General features: G+C 47.6%; 18 protein-coding genes. 5 read left to right on the forward strand and 13 right to left on the reverse strand.

What is annotated here, in order from left to right; translation table 11 throughout:
- Positions 1-32 precede the first annotated feature (32 nt).
- Positions 33-2,150: a protein-disulfide reductase DsbD family protein gene (locus IEW74_RS02140; protein ID WP_188660809.1), complete on the reverse strand. Its 2,118-nt coding sequence runs from the start codon at positions 2,148-2,150 to the stop codon at positions 33-35.
- Positions 2,151-2,288: 138 nt separating this feature from the next.
- On the opposite strand from IEW74_RS02140, the gene IEW74_RS02145 reads away from it, so the two are divergent.
- Positions 2,289-2,864 carry a YqgE/AlgH family protein gene (locus tag IEW74_RS02145; protein ID WP_188660812.1) on the forward strand — a complete coding sequence of 192 codons (576 nt, stop codon included), beginning with the start codon at positions 2,289-2,291 and terminating at the stop codon, positions 2,862-2,864.
- 13 nt (positions 2,865-2,877) lie between these two features.
- Here IEW74_RS02145 and rsmI read toward each other — a convergent pair whose 3' ends face one another.
- On the reverse strand, positions 2,878-3,804 hold the full coding sequence (gene rsmI / locus IEW74_RS02150) for a 16S rRNA (cytidine(1402)-2'-O)-methyltransferase (RefSeq protein ID WP_188660815.1): 927 nt from the start codon (positions 3,802-3,804) through the stop codon (positions 2,878-2,880).
- On the opposite strand from rsmI, the gene IEW74_RS02155 reads away from it, so the two are divergent.
- The gene (locus tag IEW74_RS02155; protein ID WP_188660818.1) at positions 3,771-5,192 is read left to right on the forward strand and encodes a penicillin-binding protein activator; all 1,422 of its coding nucleotides are present in this window, start codon (positions 3,771-3,773) and stop codon (positions 5,190-5,192) included. The two genes, rsmI and IEW74_RS02155, sit on opposite strands and share 34 nt — an antisense overlap.
- A 22-nt stretch (positions 5,193-5,214) precedes the next feature.
- Positions 5,215-6,540 (forward strand): cyclic nucleotide-binding domain-containing protein, encoded by a 1,326-nt coding sequence (locus IEW74_RS02160; RefSeq protein ID WP_188660821.1) that lies wholly within the window; start codon positions 5,215-5,217, stop codon positions 6,538-6,540.
- Here IEW74_RS02160 and hemW read toward each other — a convergent pair.
- The 9 genes from hemW to IEW74_RS02205 all read right to left on the reverse strand — a co-directional run bounded on the left by hemW (position 6,537) and on the right by IEW74_RS02205 (position 14,107).
- On the reverse strand, positions 6,537-7,679 hold the full coding sequence (gene hemW, locus IEW74_RS02165; RefSeq protein ID WP_188660825.1) for a radical SAM family heme chaperone HemW: 1,143 nt from the start codon (positions 7,677-7,679) through the stop codon (positions 6,537-6,539). The two genes, IEW74_RS02160 and hemW, sit on opposite strands and share 4 nt — an antisense overlap.
- A 59-nt stretch (positions 7,680-7,738) precedes the next feature.
- Entirely contained in the window at positions 7,739-8,617 is an 879-nt protein-coding gene (locus tag IEW74_RS02170; protein WP_229734208.1) for a hemolysin family protein, read from the reverse strand.
- A gap of 34 nt (positions 8,618-8,651) precedes the next feature.
- Positions 8,652-9,170, reverse strand: a complete 519-nt coding sequence (locus IEW74_RS02175; protein WP_188660830.1) for a PIN domain-containing protein — start codon at positions 9,168-9,170, stop codon at positions 8,652-8,654.
- Positions 9,170-9,931 (reverse strand): hypothetical protein, encoded by a 762-nt coding sequence (locus IEW74_RS02180; RefSeq protein WP_188660833.1) that lies wholly within the window; start codon positions 9,929-9,931, stop codon positions 9,170-9,172. The genes IEW74_RS02175 and IEW74_RS02180 overlap by 1 nt, the downstream gene beginning before the upstream one ends.
- A gap of 86 nt (positions 9,932-10,017) precedes the next feature.
- A complete protein-coding gene (gene ybeY, locus IEW74_RS02185; protein ID WP_188660846.1) occupies positions 10,018-10,503 on the reverse strand; it encodes an rRNA maturation RNase YbeY in 486 nt (161 codons plus the stop codon).
- Positions 10,503-11,543 (reverse strand): PhoH family protein, encoded by a 1,041-nt coding sequence (locus tag IEW74_RS02190; RefSeq protein WP_229734209.1) that lies wholly within the window; start codon positions 11,541-11,543, stop codon positions 10,503-10,505. The genes ybeY and IEW74_RS02190 overlap by 1 nt, the downstream gene beginning before the upstream one ends.
- Positions 11,540-12,907 carry a tRNA (N6-isopentenyl adenosine(37)-C2)-methylthiotransferase MiaB gene (gene miaB / locus IEW74_RS02195; RefSeq protein WP_188660849.1) on the reverse strand — a complete coding sequence of 456 codons (1,368 nt, stop codon included), beginning with the start codon at positions 12,905-12,907 and terminating at the stop codon, positions 11,540-11,542. The genes IEW74_RS02190 and miaB overlap by 4 nt, the downstream gene beginning before the upstream one ends.
- A gap of 160 nt (positions 12,908-13,067) precedes the next feature.
- Entirely contained in the window at positions 13,068-13,484 is a 417-nt protein-coding gene (locus IEW74_RS02200; protein ID WP_188660852.1) for a Fur family transcriptional regulator, read from the reverse strand.
- Positions 13,485-13,699: 215 nt separating this feature from the next.
- Positions 13,700-14,107, reverse strand: coding sequence for a Ros/MucR family transcriptional regulator (locus IEW74_RS02205; protein WP_188660854.1), 408 nt, complete (start codon positions 14,105-14,107; stop codon positions 13,700-13,702).
- Between the two features lie 83 nt (positions 14,108-14,190).
- On the opposite strand from IEW74_RS02205, the gene IEW74_RS02210 reads away from it, so the two are divergent.
- Together IEW74_RS02210 and IEW74_RS02215 are read left to right on the forward strand one after the other, a co-directional pair.
- Positions 14,191-14,454, forward strand: coding sequence for a sulfurtransferase TusA family protein (locus tag IEW74_RS02210; protein ID WP_229734210.1), 264 nt, complete (start codon positions 14,191-14,193; stop codon positions 14,452-14,454).
- Between the two features lie 78 nt (positions 14,455-14,532).
- Positions 14,533-16,896 carry a PAS domain S-box protein gene (locus IEW74_RS02215; RefSeq protein WP_188660857.1) on the forward strand — a complete coding sequence of 788 codons (2,364 nt, stop codon included), beginning with the start codon at positions 14,533-14,535 and terminating at the stop codon, positions 16,894-16,896.
- Here IEW74_RS02215 and IEW74_RS02220 read toward each other — a convergent pair.
- A complete protein-coding gene (locus IEW74_RS02220) occupies positions 16,886-17,320 on the reverse strand; it encodes a GNAT family N-acetyltransferase (RefSeq protein WP_188660860.1) in 435 nt (144 codons plus the stop codon). The genes IEW74_RS02215 and IEW74_RS02220 overlap by 11 nt on opposite strands.
- Complete coding sequence (tsaB, locus tag IEW74_RS02225; protein ID WP_188660863.1) at positions 17,317-18,000, reverse strand: tRNA (adenosine(37)-N6)-threonylcarbamoyltransferase complex dimerization subunit type 1 TsaB; 684 nt, start codon at positions 17,998-18,000, stop codon at positions 17,317-17,319. Before tsaB ends, IEW74_RS02220 begins: the two co-directional genes overlap by 4 nt.
- Between the last annotated feature and the right edge of the window lie 19 nt (positions 18,001-18,019).

Raw genomic sequence — 18,019 nt, forward strand, 5'->3', positions numbered from 1 at the left:
TTTCATTACATGTGGGTTCTGTTTATCGGTTTTCAACCCTTGGCCTTTTCAATGGCTTTCAGGACCGTTTCTTCATCCAATAATTCCGGCAAGACAATGCCCTTTGGCGCCCCCGGTCCATAAACCGCATTAAACGGAATGGCATAACGCCCGAAACTTGCCAGATACGCCGCAATTGTTTCATCCGGGTTGGTCCAGTCCGCTTTCATCGGGGTAACTTGCGCATCTGATAAAGCGGCAAAGGCATCCCCGCGATAAAGCACGAGGTTCTTGTTGACCTGACAGGTAATGCACCATTGGGCCGTGACATCCACAAACACAACTTGTCCACGGGCAACTTCTTCCTCAATTTTCTGCAAGTCAAACGGGGTCCAGAGCTTTTCTGCCTGCGCCTTGTCAATTTCATCTTTCTGGGCAAAGGTCGGGACCGCAAAGGCCGCCAAGAACAAGGCAATCACCACTGGACCCACCAGTGTTTTCAACTGTTTGTTCATCGCCAGCACCAAGATAACCCCCGCCATTAAGGCCGACAGGGCAATCACGCCATTAAGGCCGATTTGTACCCAGAGAACACTCAACAACCAAATCGCGGTGCCGAGCAACAGCAACGCCAAAATCTTGCGCAAAGTGACCATCCATGCCCCCGGTTTGGGGAGACGGGTGGCAAAACCGGGGAAAAGCGCAATCAGAATATAAGGCAGGGCAAGACCGACCCCAAGGGCACTAAACACCATGAAAATATCAATTGGCCCGCGTGCAAGGGCAAACCCGACCGCCGTTCCCAAAAACGGGGCCGAACACGGGGTCGCCAGCAATGTCGCAAAGGCACCTGTGAGAAAATGCCCCCCCAACCCATGCACATGGGAGGATCGTTCGCCCAAATTTGACAACCAGCCCGGTAGATGAATTTCAAAAAAGCCCCACATGTTGCAAGCAAAGAGAATCACGATCAAAGCCAGCGCAATCAAAAACAAGGGTTGTTGGAACTGAATGCCCCAGCCAATAGAAGCCCCCCCCATTTTCATCGCAACCAGAATCCCCGCCAAGACCCAGAACGAGAATAAAATCCCGGCACTGGAGGCTAAAAAACTGAGGCGCACGGTTCCTTTTGCCGCGCCGCCATGACTGACCAGTCCAATAACTTTTAAGGAAAGAACCGGCAAGACACAGGGCATTAAATTTAAAATTAAGCCTCCCAGAACAGCCAAGGCCAAAATCGTCACAAACGGCAAGTTATTCAAACCGGTTTCACCGGGTGTACTAAACCCTTCCACAAAAGGAGGCATACCCGCTGGGCCTGCCATCACTTTGGTCTTCAGTTCAACAGCCTGATTCCCATCCATCAGGGTGATGATGAAATCGTGATCATCAAACCCGTTTTCGAGAAACTTCAACCCATCTAGCGCAACATCCACCAACACCGTTTTCTTGTCTTCTGAAAACTGAAAACCCGGCTTGAAAAAGGCCAATTCAATCGGTCCTTCAACCAAAACATCCGGATTTTGATAGGCATGGTTTGAAACAACCTTCAAACGCAATATTGCTTTGTTGCCTTCACTATCAGGATAAAGGGTGGCGGTTTCAATTGTGCGTGCCAAGGGGTCGTTTTGGGACGGCACAAGGCTTTCATACTTGTTGACCAACTGGGCATCTACACCGGGTTGGGCCGGACCTGCGGGCAGATGCAAGGATAAATCCGCTTCCACCGGGACACAGATTTCCGCACAGGTCAAATAACGGACTTTGGCCTGAATATTCAAATCCTGTGACGGGTCGTTCACTTTGACGCGGATCGGATAGACAACCTCTTTTTTATAGCCAACCGTTTCCAGCCCCAAAACGACAAAGCGTTCCGGGCGCGGCCATCGCATTTCAGATGATTTGATATTGGGGTTATTCTGCCAGTCCATTTCCGGGGGATAACCGGCATCACCAGGGCTGCGCCAGTACACTTTCCATCCGTCTTGCATTTTGAAATGCAAGCCAAGTGTCACTTCATTGCGATCCCCAATGGCAGTGGTCTGCGCAATCAAACGGACTTTTGCCTGATCGACACCACGCCATTCTTCGGTTTGACTATAGGCCGATGTCGACCATGCCAACAGAAAAACAGCTAAAACCAGAGCAATATTTTTAAATCGATGCATCATTATACGACCTCTCGCCCCCCTGTATCGGGCAGAATTATGTCAGAATTAGGGTGAAACATAGCCGTATTTCAGGGCGCAAACTCATAAAATAGACCGGAAAAGCTTGCACTTGCGGGTAATCAGCCATATTTGTAGAACATGGAAAAACAAGAAGACATAAACACCAGCCTGACCGGACAGCTTTTGGTCGCCATGCCCGGCATGCCGGATCCGCGTTTTGCAAAAACGGTTATTTACGTGTGCTCCCACAGTGAAGAAGGCGCAATGGGGCTTGTGGTGAACCGCCTTGTCCAATCGCTCAGTTTTCCTGAACTGATGAAACAGTTGGGCATTGATGCACGGACACCGGAAAACCAAATTCGTGTGCATCTGGGAGGCCCCGTTGATGAAGAACGCGGATTTGTCCTGCACAGTCCCGATTATATGAAAGAATCCACCGTGGTTATCGGGGCGCATTTTGCCTTAACCGCAACCATCGATATTTTACGCGATATCGCCGTTGGGACAGGCCCGCGCAACAGCATGTTGGCCTTGGGCTATGCCGGATGGGGACCGGGACAACTGGATCAGGAACTCATGGAAAACGGTTGGCTGAACGTGCCCGCCAAAAGCGAAATTGTCTTTGACAACCATTTGGAAAGCAAATGGGAACGCGCCTTGGGCCAACTCGGTATTGACCCGCGCCTGCTGGTCGATGATGCCGGGCACGCCTGATCACTTTTTTCCTTTACTGGGACAATTTAAGTGCCCGGTTGTAAACATCCTTTTTCTTTAAGCCGGTCATCGCCACAACTTCAGCCACCGCATCACGAACCGATAAACGCGCCAAGGCATTTTTCAGCAAGCTATCCAAATCTTCCGCGCTGGTTTCATTAACCAAATCATCGGGGGGGCCGATGACCAAAACGACTTCGCCGCGCACTTCCGCATCCTCATACATATCTGCTAATTCCGGTAGCAGGGCACGGCGCACTTCTTCAAATTTTTTGGTTAATTCACGGGTTACCGCCGCCTCCCGCGTACCGAGAACCTCGGCCATATCCGCCAGACAGGCCGCCACACGACGTGGCGATTCCAGTACGATCAATGTGGCCTTCACCGATTTAATTTCTTCCAATGCTTTTTTTCGGGCCGTTGTTTTATTGGGCAAAAAACCCAAATACAGGAACCGATCACTGGGCAATCCCGATAAAACCATCGCTGTAATGACAGAACTTGCCCCTGGTGCAGTCGTATAAGGCAACCCAATTTCTGCACATTCGCGCACCAGCTTATACCCCGGGTCATTAATCAACGGTGTACCCGCATCACTAACCAGCACAACCACTTCGCCTGACTGTAATTTTTCCAGCACTTTCGGGCGCATTTTTTCTGCATTATGTTCATGGTAGGCAAGGCATTTCTTTCTGGAAATCCCGTGTATCGCCAATAACTTAGCCGTGACACGTGTATCTTCACACAAGATGGTATCGGCTTGTTTCAACAGGTCAAGTGCACGCAAAGTTATATCCTGTGCGTTCCCGATCGGTGTTGCCACAATATAGAGACCAGCGCGCCCTTTACTCCCTTGTCTACTCAGAGTAATCTCTTGCGCACCTTCTTCTTTGCCTTGGGGACCCAATGTTTCTAAATCTGCGTTATTTTGTTTTACCATTGATGCTCTGTATCACTTTGTTGTTGAGCGCATGTGAAACCACAACTACACCCGATAAATGGTGGGAAGTCCCCGGCACAACCCCACAAGCGCGTGGTCCTGCCCCTGAAACCTATGATCCCACGGCCCTGCCGCGTAGCGGAAGCGAGATCCCGCCTTGGGACCCTTCCCAGCCCGTGACGGTGCAACAGCCGGACGCGCAGGTCAAGGCCGAAGAATGGATGACCCAATATGATGTCCGTGGTGGCTTGCGTGCCGCCCGTGTTGGTTTGCTCGTCCCTTTAAGTGGCAGTGCCGCAAATGTGGGACGCGAAATTCTCAATGCGGCCCAGCTTGCCTTGTTCGATTTCGCAGGTCCGCATTATGAATTGTTACCTTACGATACCAAAGGAACCCCCGAAGGGGCTGTACGCGCCGCACAATACGCGCTTGCGGATGGTGTTTCCATCATTATCGGCCCGCTTCTGTCACAATCGGCACAGGCCATTGCCCCTTATCTGGAAGCTGCCAACGTCAATGCCCTTGCCTTCAGCAACGATTCGAACGCAGCCAGCCAGAATGTGTTCGTCATGGGAATACGCCCGGAAGAAGAAGTCGAACGCATCATCAATTTTGCCGCCCTGCAAGGCAGCCAGCGTTTTGCCCTGCTGGCACCCGCCGATGAATATGGCATACGTATCCGCGCGGCTTTTGAACAAGCCGTTCAAGCCAATGGCGCCCAAGTTTCCAAAGTTGTACAATTCCTGTCCAGCAGTGATGACTTGCCCGCTTTGATCCGTGATATGGCAGATTACGATCAACGCCGTCAGGATTTGCTGGAACAAAAACGCGAACTGGCCGGTAAATCCGACGAATTATCCAAAAAAGCACTGGACCGCCTTGAATTGTTACAAACCGTTGGGGATGTAGATTTCGACGCGTTATTGGTTGCAGCAGGCGGACAAACCTTACAAGCCATCGCTGCCAACCTTCCCTATTATGATGTTGACCCTAAAAAAGTCCGGATTCTAGGCACCAGTTTGTGGGAAGCCAAATGGGTCCATGCCGAACCGGCTTTATTAGGGGGATGGTTTGCCGCCCCCAGTCCGAAAAACCGCAGTGAATTTGTTGAACAATATCGTTCCGTTTACAAGGAGGCACCCCACCGCCTTGCCACCTTGGCCTACGATGCTGTTGCTTTATCAGCCGTTTTGGCCGATGACAAAGGCGAAGCGGACTATAGCCGGGCGACCCTGACTGATCCGGCTGGATTTTTAGGGCGCACAGGTATTTTCCGTCTCCATCAATGGGGGCTTGCCGAAAGGGGTTTAGCTGTTTTACAAGTTCAGTCAAAAGGGTTCCGCGAAATATCTCCTGCCCCCCAAAGTTTCGCCCCTATAACGAATTAATCTCTTTTGGGTAACTTTGATTATGGCTGACTATAAAAATCAGGAATTTATGAATGGGGAATATATTATACGCGAAGGGGATGATCCTACTTGTGCGTATATTTTAAAAAGCGGCAGTGTCGAAGTTCTTAAAACCCGCAGCGATGGCGAAGAAGCCATTTTGGATATCTTAAAACCCGGGGATTTGTTCGGTGAAATGGCCTTGGTTGATCTGGAACCGCGTTCGGCAAGTGTACGCGCGTTGGAAGATATCACCGTTATCGTCATCGACGGGACGACCTTCAATCAAAAACAAGAAAAACTCGATGTCTTTAGTAAAAAGCTCGTTAAAACTCTTATAGACCGGGTTCGCCTGCAAAATCAGAAACTGGCCGATCTGTCCGATCCTTCCAGTTTGTTAAAAGCGGTGAAGAAAGGTCAGGTGAATTCGGTTAAACCCGCCCATACCAATGTCCTGATCCGTGATGATTATCGCGACAAAATTGATTTTGGCAAAATTCGCCTGTTGATGGGCGACAGTAACCCGCAGTCACGCCAAGGCATTAAAGGCGGTTTGCACATGCAGGGCTTTCGCGAAATCGAGGATGTCAATAATGCCAAAGATTTCCGCAATTTAGTTGCCTCCACCGACTATGACCTGATTGTTGTCGATAGCAGCTTGAACGTGGCCGAAGTTTCCGATGTAATCAACGACATCCGCCACGGTAAAATGGCCACCAGTCCGTTTGCCGTTATCTTTGCCGTTATTGAACAACCCGACCCCAAAACATTGGAAATGCTGGCAGAGGCCGGACTGGATGATGTTCTGGTCAAACCCATTGCATTGGCCAATATTATTGACCGGGTGGAACGGCGCATTAAAAAACGCAAAGACTTCGTTGTGACCCTTGATTATGTCGGACCGGACCGGCGCAGCAGTGCCCGGCCCGGCGGTGAACAAATCCCATTGGTCGCCGTTCCCAATCCGCTCAGTTTCAAGGCGTTAGACCTGATTGATGAACGCACCTATATCAGCCTGAGCAAAAAAGCACGCGGACGGATCGAAGATTTAAAAATCGAACGTTTCGCCGTCCAGATTGACTGGTTGCGTGGAAAAATCGCCACACAAATCGGTGAAAAACAAAGCCCGGCCTTTTTTCTGGAGCGTCTATTTGAGGTCACGCAAACCCTGATTGAAAAGCTGGATCGACGTAAAGATGAAGATCACGTCACCACATGCCGCCTCATTTTATCCAGCTTGGATGATTTTGAAGTCGGGACAGCCGATATGACAGGACAGGATTGGGAAAATTTCGCCAACCTGACCCGTCAGCTCCGCAACGAGCTCGGACCACAAAAAACCGCTTAAAGGCGGATCAGCTTTTCCAATAGACCATCCAGACATTTGCGTCCTTCATAAGTCGGGCGCAAATGCTTTTGATCCCATTCAATAAGATCATGAGTTAATAAAAGCTCCAGCCCGTCCGGGTCCAGACAGCTTTGCAGGTTTTTGCCACTGACGTGCTGAAATTTATCACTGTGAATACCGTTTTTCAGTCGCAACCCCATCATAAGCAGTTCAACCGCGCGCTCATCCGGGGCAAGTTTTTTTCTTTTTTGCTCCCCCGTGCCGTTTTCAAGAACGCCGTTCAGCCACAGGTCTGGCTTATATATTTGATGAATTGCAAAATTGTTCAGACGGCTATGGGCACCGGGGCCAATACCGATATAATCATCGCCTTGCCAATAAACCAAATTATGGCGGCTTTCCTCACCCGGTTTGGCATGATTGGATATTTCATAGGCAGGCATCCCGGCCTGTTCCATCATGGTCTGCGTCAAATCAAATAGATCAGCCCCAAGATTTTCCTCTGCTGCGGGGACATTGTCTTTATAAAAAGCGGTCCCCGGCTCGATCGTCAATTGATAGAGCGATAAATGCCCGGCACTCAGGCTTAAGGCTTGTTCCAATTCATCCTGCCAATCTGCAAGGCTTTGGTTGGGGCGGGCATAAATCAGATCGAAACTATAGCGATCAAAGGTTTTTGCTGCCAGTTCAAGGGCCCGAAACCCTTCCTCAACACTATGGGCACGCCCCAGAAACTTTAACACATCGGGGCGTAAGGATTGGATACCAATGGACAGGCGATTGATACCGGCGTGTTTAAAATTGGCAAAGGTATCGCTTTCAACCGTTGTCGGGTTGGCTTCCAACGTAACCTCGACATCATCGCGCAATCCCCACAAGGACGCGGTTGTTTCAAGAATCCGGTTGACGGTTTGCGGCGCCATTAAAGAAGGCGTCCCCCCACCAAAGAAAACACTGGAAACCTGTTGATCCTTGCTTTCCTGAAAGACCCGATGCAATTCGGCCTCAAAAGCCTGTGCCCATTGGGCATGGTCAATGGTTTGCGCCACATGTGAATTAAAATCACAATACGGGCATTTGGACACACAATAAGGCCAATGAATATAAAGGCCAAACGGGGACTTTTTAATTTGGGTCATAGCCAAGGCTTATACCTGCAAATGCAAAGAAAGACAGCGTCACCCAAGCAGGTAACCCTCTAATCATCAAGAACGCTTAAATTCTGGATGCGCAAACGATGAATGCGACGGGGATCGGCTTCAAGAATTTCAAATTCCAATCCACTTGGCGCATGACGGATAATTTCACCACGAATAGGTACATGCCCGGTGATAGAAAACACCAGACCGCCAAGCGTATCTATGTCCTCGCGCTCGGTTTCTTCAAGAAAAACACCGATTTTTTCTTCAACATCTTCAATTTCCCAACGGGCATCCGCATCAATTTTACCATCGGCGCGTTCGACAAACATCGGCCCTTCCGGTCGGTCATGTTCATCTTCGATCTCGCCGACAATTTCTTCGACCAAATCTTCAATGGTTACCAGACCGTCCGTGCCGCCATATTCATCGACCATCAAGGCCATATGGACACGCTTGGTGCGCATTTCCAACAATAATTCCAGCACACGCGCACTGGGGGAAACGAAAAGAACCTTGCGACAAAGCTTTGCCAGATTAAACGGGGTGGATTGGTTTTGCCACGCAATGACATCCTTGATATGCACCATCCCGACCGGATCGTCCAAATCTTCCCCATAGACCGGAATGCGCGAATGGCCTTCCTTGGTCATCAACCCGACCACTTCCTCCAAAGAGGCATCCACCCCAATGGCACAAATATCGGAACGCGGCACACACACATCTTCGATCGTGCGTTCGCGCAATCCTAAAATATTCTTGAGAAGTTGAGCCTCTTCGGCTTCCAGCGGAATTTCCTGTTCTTCACGCTCTTCCAACAGTTCTTCCAGCGTGTCACGCACACTGTTGTCGCCATTAGATTTTTTTCGGAACGGGTTTAACCGTTCGAGTAATCCGGGCTCGTTCGTCCCGTTTTCCGGCCCCGTTTCACGGGGCATGCTACTGTCACCTGACTGGTCGTTCATTCGTTTATCAATAATTTAAAAGGTCACCTTGGGCATCGCTCTCAGGCATCTCCAAGTCATAGACTCTCTTTGCGTTCATACCAAGACTTTCAGCAAGAGTACAAACATGTCCATCGTCTGAATATATTGTATCAACATCGCATATTTTACAAATTGCTACAATCTGTCTATCAAACTTTACTTTAGCCCATGTAGTTTCATTCCTATCATATTTTTTACCTAACGTATTGTTTATTTGTGCCAATTCAATAGCAGCTTTAACGTCAAACGGAACAATTTCGAAATTTGAATTTCTGTCTAGCCTTTGAACCATCCGTGGTCCTTTATCACCTAACTGCACCAGAACCTCGGATAACACAGGCGTTGGAATAACAATTTTTGAACGTGATTTTTCTATCTGATTTACTAGATGTAAAATTCTTTCCGTAGGATGCGTTACAAGTTCACCTGTTTCAGGGTTCATAGGAGGTTTCGATGATTTAACAAGAAGAAACGTAAGGAAATTAGAATCAAAGGCTACTTTCATTAATTATCGCCCTTTGTTTCAGAGCCATATCGTTCTTCATATACTGCTTTTAGAGGATCATCTCCCCAAGCATCCGCAAATTCATCGCGAATATCCAAAACAAAATCAGTCAAAGGCGTATTGTCTAATACTTCATAACTAGATATTCTAAAATACTGTTTTTGTTGCCAATTACCATTTTCATCTTGAATCCAACGCCCTTCTCCATAAACGCGAATTGGCCCTTCATAATAATGTTTAATAAGCTCTTTAGATTGTTCTACAGTTGCCTCACATTTCCAAATATGACCATCCATATCCTGTAAATGCACTGGAATAGTTTTATCTATCCCCCCAACTTTTACCACCACTCCTGTTAAAGTACCTGCTTGTGTCACCGCTCCATACTCTAAGGGGTGAGATTTATTTCTTCCAGAAAACTCATATATAGCTTCCGTTTTATTGGCAGCATGCCGACTCAAATATCCAACCGCATTGTCAGAAGCCAACATGTTATTGATCTTATCAAAGGCTTCACAGACAGATTTGTCAGCATCAACAGTATCAATTGTGCGTAATCTATCCTTTACTTTGGGAGCCGCAATTGCTTCCACATCAATTACTGCGATTGCACTGCCTTTTTTTAATTCTCTAAAATGAACTTTATCTTTATTCCCAAATAGTTTAGCCAATTGATCAAGATATTCGGCAAGACGAAACATCGGAATAGTGTCCGGCGTAAATGCATCAATTTTAAATTCTATTTTATCGTCTTCATACATAACCAATTACCTACATTCATCAGGTACACTAGAATCGTATCATATAGTCGCCGAAAAAAAATAAAAAACTCCTAAAAGGAGAAAAATCAGCCATAAGGATTCGCAATGCCAAAATCTTTTAATATGGCAATTTCCAGTGCTTCCATTTCCTCGGCTTCTTCATTTTCGATATGATCAAACCCAAGAAGATGCAAAACCCCATGTATGATCAAATGGCTAAGATGGTCTTCAAATGCAATCTTTTGATCCGATGCTTCCTGTGCCACCACACCATAGGCCAGAATAATATCCCCGAGATGCAGGGGGCCGGGTTCTAAAATCAAATGGCCCGGTTCATCACATTCAAGGGCGGGAAAAGACAAAACGTTAGTCGGTTTGTCTTTTTGACGATATTCACGATTTAAGTCCTGAACCTGATCATTATCGCTCAACAAGATGCTGAGCTCAAACGGACGGCCATGTTGCGTATCGGTTTGACAATGGGCCAACGCGGCTTTGACACAGTTTTCGATTAACACATCACAATCAGGCCATGCCTCGTCTGCATGCGTGATATCCAGATCGCCCAGCATTATACTTTTGGCCTTCTGCGTGGCGGTTTAACATAAATTTCGGCATCTTCACGGTTTTTTTCTGCATTATCATAGGCTTCAACAATACGTCTGACCAAAGCGTGACGCACCACGTCCTTTTCAGTGAACTGAATGCCTGCAATCCCTTGAACACCGCTGAGAGTTTCCCACGCATCGCGTAAACCCGAACGCACCCCATGCGGCAGATCCACCTGTGATAAGTCGCCTGTTACCACCATGTGAGAGCCTTCGCCCAAACGGGTCAGGAACATTTTCATCTGAACAGCTGTGGTGTTTTGCGCTTCATCCAAAATAACAAAGGCATTAGACAGGGTCCGTCCGCGCATGAAAGCCAGTGGCGCAATTTCAATCTCGCCCTTTTCCATACGTTTTTCCACTTGATCCTGAGGCAACATATCATAAAGCGCATCATAGATCGGACGGAGATAAGGATCGACTTTTTCCTGCATATCACCGGGTAGAAAACCGAGTTGTTCACCCGCTTCCACCGCAGGGCGCGACAAAATAATCCGGTCCACTTCGCCTGTGGTCAGGGCTTCCACCGCTTTTGCAACTGCCAGATAGGTTTTCCCCGTTCCGGCCGGACCGATACCAAAAACCAGCTCACAGGTATCAATAGCCCGCAAATATTCCGCCTGAAGATGAGAACGCGGCGAAATATGTTTTTTGCGGGTTTTCACCACCATTGCCGTATCGGGCAAAGCCGCGCGTGCTTTCTTTTCGCTTTCTTTGACATGAGGGGGCTGATCGCCGTCAATCGCCATACGAATGGCACCATCAACCTCGGCAGATCCGACAATCATGTCTTTTTTCAAACGGTTATAGAGACTGGAAAGTACATCGCGCGTGCGATTAACATTTTCAGGGTCCCCGACAACAATCAGTTGATTGCCGCGTTCGTGGATGGTGACATCCAGCATTTGTTCCAAACGGGCCAGATTGCGATTGTGTTCGCCAAACAAGTCCGGCAGCAAGGCATTATCTTCAAAATCCAGATTCAGATTAATCTCGTCGCTCACGCACGTTTCCTTTCGCCATCAACCAATTGTGCCCCCAACGAATTCGGGCGGGCACTCACAATCTTAAGATCATGGATTTGGCCGACAAAATCAAGTGGCGCGTCCACATGGACGGGCTGCATATAAGGACTGCGCCCGACAAGCTGCCCCGGATTACGACCTTCACGTTCCAGTAAAATCGGGAATTCTTTGCCGATGCAGGACTGGTTGAAATCGGTTTGAATATCGCCCAGTAATTTTTGCAAAATCTGCAAACGCTCGTTCGCAACGGCTTTTTCTACCTGCAAATCCATCGTGGCCGCCGGTGTACCGGGGCGCGCACTGTAAACGAACGAAAACGCCTGAATGAAACCGACCTGACGGATGATATCCAGTGTATCTTCAAAATCACGATCATTTTCACCGGGGAAACCAACGATAAAATCAGACGACAAAGCCAAATCCGGACGTGCTGCCTTCAGTTTTGCGATAATTTCCAGATATTGTTCGCGCGTATGATTGCGGTTCATTGCCGCCAACACACGGTTAGACCCGGCCTGAACAGGTAAATGCAGATACGGCATCAGTTGCGGCACTTCGGCATGGGCGCTGATCAAATCATCATCGACTTCTGCCGGATAGGATGTGGTATAGCGAATACGTTCCAGCCCGTCGATTTCAGCCAACTCGCGGATCAAACGGCCCAAAGACCATTCCCCGCCCTGCCCATCATCGCCGTGATAAGCATTCACGTTTTGACCCAGCAAAGTGATCTCCAGCGCGCCTTGCTCAACCAATTGACGGGCTTCTTTCAACACATGGGCTGTGGGACGCGAATATTCAGCCCCGCGCGTATAAGGCACAACGCAATAAGTACAGAATTTGTCGCAGCCTTCCTGAATGGACAGAAACGCGCTGTACCCTTCCGGCTTAACCGGATCAGGCAAATGATCGAATTTGTCTTCGGCGGGGAATTCGGTCATCAAAATGCCCCGACCTTTACCATCACCTGCGCGATGGGCCTTGGCGATCATTTCCGGCAAATTGTGATAACTTTGCGGGCCGAACACCATATCCACATAAGGGGCACGACGTGAAATTTCTTCGCCTTCGGCCTGCGCGACACAACCTGCCACCGCAATAATCATTTCATTATTTTCATCCCGGACTTTTTTGATATTTTTCAAACGCCCCAGTTCGGAATACACTTTTTCCGAGGCCTTTTCCCGGATATGGCAGGTATTCAAAATCACCATATTGGCCTGATCCGGCCCATCGGTCATTTCATATCCCAAGGGTTTGAGAACATCTTCCATACGTGCAGAGTCATAGACATTCATCTGACATCCGTATGTTTTGATAAATACCTTCTTCGGCGTGGCCATGATCGATCCGTACTTTATAATATGAACATTGCAAAACTGTTGTGGGGTGCAGATAAGCCGAGACGCCCGCAGAGTCAAGCGATTCACGGCGACAGAAACCACGCCCCGTCTTTAGGAACAAGCGTCATTATTAAAAAATCAGAAGTTATAGAACTGAAACTTAGTCTTTTTTCAGCGGAACGCCGAATAATTCCATTCGATGATCCACCAGCTCGTATCCAAGCTTTTCTGCGATTTTGCGCTGAAGCTCCTCAATTTCATCATCGTGAAATTCAATGATCTTGCCGCTTTGCACATCAATTAAATGATCGTGATGATCTTCGGAGGCTTCTTCATAACGCGCGCGTCCATCGCCAAAATCAAGGCGTTCAACGATCCCGGCTTCTTCAAACAAACGGACCGTGCGGTAAACCGTTGCGATAGAAATTTTCGGGTCAACTTCACTGGAACGGCGATAGACTTCTTCAACATCAGGGTGATCGTTCGCATCGGAAAGAACTTTGGCAATCACACGTCGTTGCCCGGTCATTTTCATGCCTTTTTCAATGCACATTTCTTCGATACGAGAATCTGTCATTTTCCCTAAGCCCTATATCTGAAAATTCTAAATTTCAGCAATTGCGAATGCGAATCACCGCTTCAATAATAATGCCTACTGAGATATTTATGTCAATGTAAAGGAGCACTATTTTAGAATTTATTATGCTTCTAAACTAAAGATTATAGCTTTCAAGACATAGAAATCCTTGAAAGCCAATACCCTAAAGCCAAGATCAAATCTGTTGAAAACAATTATTTGGCGCGTGCGCGCGTTCCTAAGCCGATTTTTTTCGCCAAACTGCTGCGATGTTCCGCATAATTGGGTGCAACCATCGGATAATCAGACGATAAATTCCATTTTTCGCGATATTCTTCGGGTGTCATGTTGTAAGCGGTTTTCAAATGGCGCTTCAACATTTTCAATTTTTTACCATCTTCCAGACAGATAATGTAATCCTGTTGAATAGACTTTTTCACAGGAACCGCTGGAAGAAGTTTCTCTTTCATGTCGGATTTTTCACCAACTGAACTCAGAGATCTATAAACGTCTTCAATCAATTGCGGCAAATCGGTCGGACTGACAGAATTATTGCCAACGTGGGCAGAAACAATTTTGGATGTCAGCTCCAAAAGTTCTAGTTTGCTCGGTTGTTCGCTCATGCTAAAACCAACTCCAATTATTATGTTTGGTCGTTTTTATATAGGTCTTATATTCAAATCATAAAAGGGGTTACAAGTATAAAATGCTAATGAACAGTAATAACGACCAAGAAATTCAGATTGATGAGTCTATAGACATTACTTCAGATACATGTCCCATGACATTCGTGAAGACAAAATTAAAAATCGAAAAAATGAAATCCGGTCAAATTCTCGAAGTTTTATTAAATGAAGGCGAGCCATTAAAAAACGTTCCTCTATCCGCAGAAGAACTCGGCCATAAGGTTTTAGACATTACAGCCCAACCTGAACGCAAAACATATAAACTGCTTATTCAAAAAAAGTAAAATTGGTTGCCTTCTGTTCAACAGGCATTCAATTTGCTATATTTCCTGTAGAAAAACAAAATATAAAGCGCTTGATCAATGGACGCTCAAAAAACAGATACCCCTGACAAAGGACGCACGATCCTCCCCCTGATCGTTCTGTTTGCTGTTTTATGGACAATTGTTGTTGCTGCCTCTTTAGCCTGGAACACGCATAAGGCCGAAGAAGAAGTTATGAACCTCGCCCGCAAGGAAGCTCTTGCCATGTACAACAAGGACATGGGCTTTCGACTGTGGGGCACCCGTCATGGCGGTGTCTACGTCCCGATTAGCGACCATACGCCGCCCTCCCCTTATCTGGCCCATATTCCGGAACGTGATATTGAAACACCATCGGGGAAAAAGCTGACCCTGATGAACCCGGCCTATATGGTCCGTCAGCTTATGGATAATTATAACGAATTATACGGGACACGCGGTCACATCACCGGGTTGGTCCTGCTGCGACCTGAAAATGCGCCGGACACATGGGAAAGCAAAACCCTAAAATCCTTTATTGAAGACGGTGTGAAAGAAGTCAGCGAATTAACCGAAATCGACGGCGAACCTTTTTTGCGCCTGATGCGCCCCATGATTATGACCAAGGGCTGTGAAAAATGCCACGGTCATCTTGGGTTTCGCGAAGGTGATATTCGCGGTGGCGTCAGTGTCGCGATCCCGATGAAATCCTACCTTCAACATCAAGCCGCACAAAATCAGGTTCTTTATGCAACACATGGCAGCGTCTGGCTGATCGGTTTGTTTCTCATTGGTTTTGGTGGACGTAAAATCCACACCGGATTGCAGGAAACCCTGAACGCCGAACAAGAGGTGCGCAAATTAAACCACGACCTTGAACAACGGGTTGCAGAACGCACAAAAGAGCTTAAAGAAAAAGAAGAACGTCTGCGCATGACCGTGGAAAACGCCGCCGATGGTATTATCGTAATCGACGAAACCGGCATCATTGATACCTTTAACGAGTCCGCGCAACATATATTCGGCTATACCCCCGACGAAGTCATCGGTGCAGATATCGCCATGCTTATGCCGGATAATGAGGGAAAGAAACATGATGGCTATGTCAGCAACCTTTTAAAGACAGGTCGATCAACTGTTTTAGGAGTCGGGCGTGAAGTCACGGCAAAACGTAAAAACGGCGATCTGTTCCCGCTTCATCTGGCGGTCAGTCAAACCCATATGGAAGACCGCATCCTTTTCAGCGCCATCTGTCGTGATTTAACCCATGAAAAGAAAATCGCACAGGAACTTTTGCAGGCCAAGAAAGAAGCCGAACAAGCCAACCATGCAAAGTCCGAGTTCCTGTCCTCGATGAGCCACGAATTACGCACACCCCTGAATAGCATTATCGGGTTTTCCCAATTACTGAATTTAGGAAATAATGAGCCTTTAAGCGCAGGCCAAAGCGATAAGGTCAAACAAATCCACAATGCCGGGCAACATCTTCTTTCCCTCATCAATGATATTCTGGATCTTTCGCGCATTGAAACACAAGGGTTTTCCCTGTCTTTAGAACCCATCGACGTCAAAAAGGCCATTCAGGACTGCTTAACCCTGATTACACCACAGGCGCAAAAGCGCAAAATTCGTATCTGTGACAATATTACCTCTAAAGACCTACCCCTCGCCTTTGCCGATTTTGTACGTTTCAAGCAAGTGTTGATGAATTTGTTGTCCAACGCCTTGAAATATAATGTCAAAGGCGGGCAAATCACCTTAAGTGCTGAAATCAATGGCCCTTATATCAAACTGTCCGTTGCCGATACCGGTGCCGGTATTGCACAAAGCCAGCTTGATCAGGTCTTTCTACCGTTTAACCGCCTCGGACATGAAAATGGGGATATCGAAGGGACCGGTATCGGCCTGTCCATTACGAAAAAGCTGATTGAAACCATGAACGGGCAAATTACCGTTGAAAGTGTCCTCAATCAGGGATCAACCTTCAGCATTGAAATCCCGGTCTGCATCTCGGTTGAAGATTCTGAAAACGGAATACAGGTTTTGCCGATCCTGCCTGCGGGATCATGGCGTATTCTTTATATCGACGATAACGAAAGCAATTGCAGTCTGTTAAATGATACATTCAGCCATTACGATATGGTTGAATTTATAAGCGCACACACGGGGGAGGAAGGGATAAATCTCGCCTATGAAGAACTCCCCGATATTATTTTGATGGATCTCAACCTGCCGGGCATGGATGGGTTCAGCAGCCTGCATGTTTTGAAAAACGATGACGTAACCTGTGACATTCCCGTCATTGCACTTTCTGCCAACCGGGCGAAAAACCAAAGACAACTTGCCTTGCAAGCCGGGTTCCAGTCCTATATCGCAAAGCCGTTTGATATTGATGATTTACTCACAACGATTGCCACGATCTTGAGCCGCCAAATCAGGCCGTGAACTCATAAACCAAGGCATTCACAAGCGCGCCATCAGAGCGTTTATAATAATTTTTACGCACCCCGATTTTAGCAAAACCGTGTTTTTCATAAAAGGAAATCGCCGATAGATTATCTGTTGCGACTTCTAGAAACATACGTGCGGTTTGCGCACAAGCGGCCTTTAACAAAGCACCGGCCACCCCTTGTCGACGGATCGCGGGCCGGGTCGCAATCGTGATGATTTCAGCTTCTATGTTATCGCCTTGACACAGAATAAATCCAAAAGGATCGTCATTTTCGCAATCAAAAGCCAAAAAGCCAAATGTTGCCGGCAAACCAACCAAATCCGCAAAAGCCTGTGTTGACCAGTTTTCTGTAAAACTTTCTGCGTGTAAATTCGCAATTACCGCACAATGACCCAGACCCAATTCACATATGTTCATGGACGCAAACGCCCGCCGTTTTTGGGTAAAGCCGCATCCGGTGGACGAATGTAAAAGGCAGACGGGCGGGCTTGATCCGCATTCGGCAATCCTTTGGCCGCTGCAATTTGCACGACATAACGGGCTTCGGGCAAAGTGACATGGCTACAGACAGCTTCCACCCCACGGGCTTCCAACAGGTCTTTAATCCGGTCAAAAGAATCGCCACAAACCACAACCTTTGGGCAATTATCAGGCAGAATTTTAACCACATTTTCCGGCAATAAGGCCTGTGCCTGTGTACAAGGTTGTCCCTTCCCATCAAACAATTGGCAATAAAGATCAGCCCGCTTGGCATCCAAGGCACATAAAATCGGGCAATCCTGTTTTCCAACACCGAAGGCCAGGGCTTCCAATGTCGTGACACCAATGACCGGCAGGCCACTGGCAACGCCAAACCCACGCGCCGCCGCCAAACCAATGCGCAACCCGGTAAACGCCCCCGGCCCAACCGTTACCGCCAAGGCACCCATGTCCTTGACGCTTAAGCCAGCCTCATCCAACATGTCAGAAATCATCGGCAAAAGCTCACTGGCATGCCCGCGTGTCATTTCTTGCAAAACAGAATGAGTAACATTATTATCCTGCCAAATCGCAACCGAACAAGACGCCGCTGCTGTATCCATCGCCAAAATTTTCATGGGTGCTTTCACCTTTTTC

Origin of the sequence: Terasakiella brassicae (assembly GCF_014641495.1) — a bacterium.
GTDB classification, from domain to species: domain Bacteria; phylum Pseudomonadota; class Alphaproteobacteria; order Rhodospirillales; family Terasakiellaceae; genus Terasakiella; species Terasakiella brassicae.

Coding starts and splice junctions, on each gene's coding strand:
- IEW74_RS02140 (WP_188660809.1), bottom strand. CDS start 2,150: ATGATGCATCGATTTAAAAATATTGCTCTGGTTTTAGCTGTTTTTCTG.
- IEW74_RS02145 (WP_188660812.1), top strand. CDS start 2,289: ATGGAAAAACAAGAAGACATAAACACCAGCCTGACCGGACAGCTTTTG.
- IEW74_RS02155 (WP_188660818.1), top strand. CDS start 3,771: ATGTTTCTAAATCTGCGTTATTTTGTTTTACCATTGATGCTCTGTATC.
- rsmI (WP_188660815.1), bottom strand. CDS start 3,804: ATGGTAAAACAAAATAACGCAGATTTAGAAACATTGGGTCCCCAAGGC.
- IEW74_RS02160 (WP_188660821.1), top strand. CDS start 5,215: ATGGCTGACTATAAAAATCAGGAATTTATGAATGGGGAATATATTATA.
- hemW (WP_188660825.1), bottom strand. CDS start 7,679: ATGACCCAAATTAAAAAGTCCCCGTTTGGCCTTTATATTCATTGGCCT.
- IEW74_RS02170 (WP_229734208.1), bottom strand. CDS start 8,617: ATGCCCCGTGAAACGGGGCCGGAAAACGGGACGAACGAGCCCGGATTA.
- IEW74_RS02175 (WP_188660830.1), bottom strand. CDS start 9,170: ATGAAAGTAGCCTTTGATTCTAATTTCCTTACGTTTCTTCTTGTTAAA.
- IEW74_RS02180 (WP_188660833.1), bottom strand. CDS start 9,931: ATGTATGAAGACGATAAAATAGAATTTAAAATTGATGCATTTACGCCG.
- ybeY (WP_188660846.1), bottom strand. CDS start 10,503: ATGCTGGGCGATCTGGATATCACGCATGCAGACGAGGCATGGCCTGAT.
- miaB (WP_188660849.1), bottom strand. CDS start 12,907: ATGGCCACGCCGAAGAAGGTATTTATCAAAACATACGGATGTCAGATG.
- IEW74_RS02200 (WP_188660852.1), bottom strand. CDS start 13,484: ATGACAGATTCTCGTATCGAAGAAATGTGCATTGAAAAAGGCATGAAA.
- IEW74_RS02205 (WP_188660854.1), bottom strand. CDS start 14,107: ATGAGCGAACAACCGAGCAAACTAGAACTTTTGGAGCTGACATCCAAA.
- IEW74_RS02210 (WP_229734210.1), top strand. CDS start 14,191: ATGCTAATGAACAGTAATAACGACCAAGAAATTCAGATTGATGAGTCT.
- IEW74_RS02215 (WP_188660857.1), top strand. CDS start 14,533: ATGGACGCTCAAAAAACAGATACCCCTGACAAAGGACGCACGATCCTC.
- IEW74_RS02220 (WP_188660860.1), bottom strand. CDS start 17,320: ATGAACATATGTGAATTGGGTCTGGGTCATTGTGCGGTAATTGCGAAT.
- tsaB (WP_188660863.1), bottom strand. CDS start 18,000: ATGAAAATTTTGGCGATGGATACAGCAGCGGCGTCTTGTTCGGTTGCG.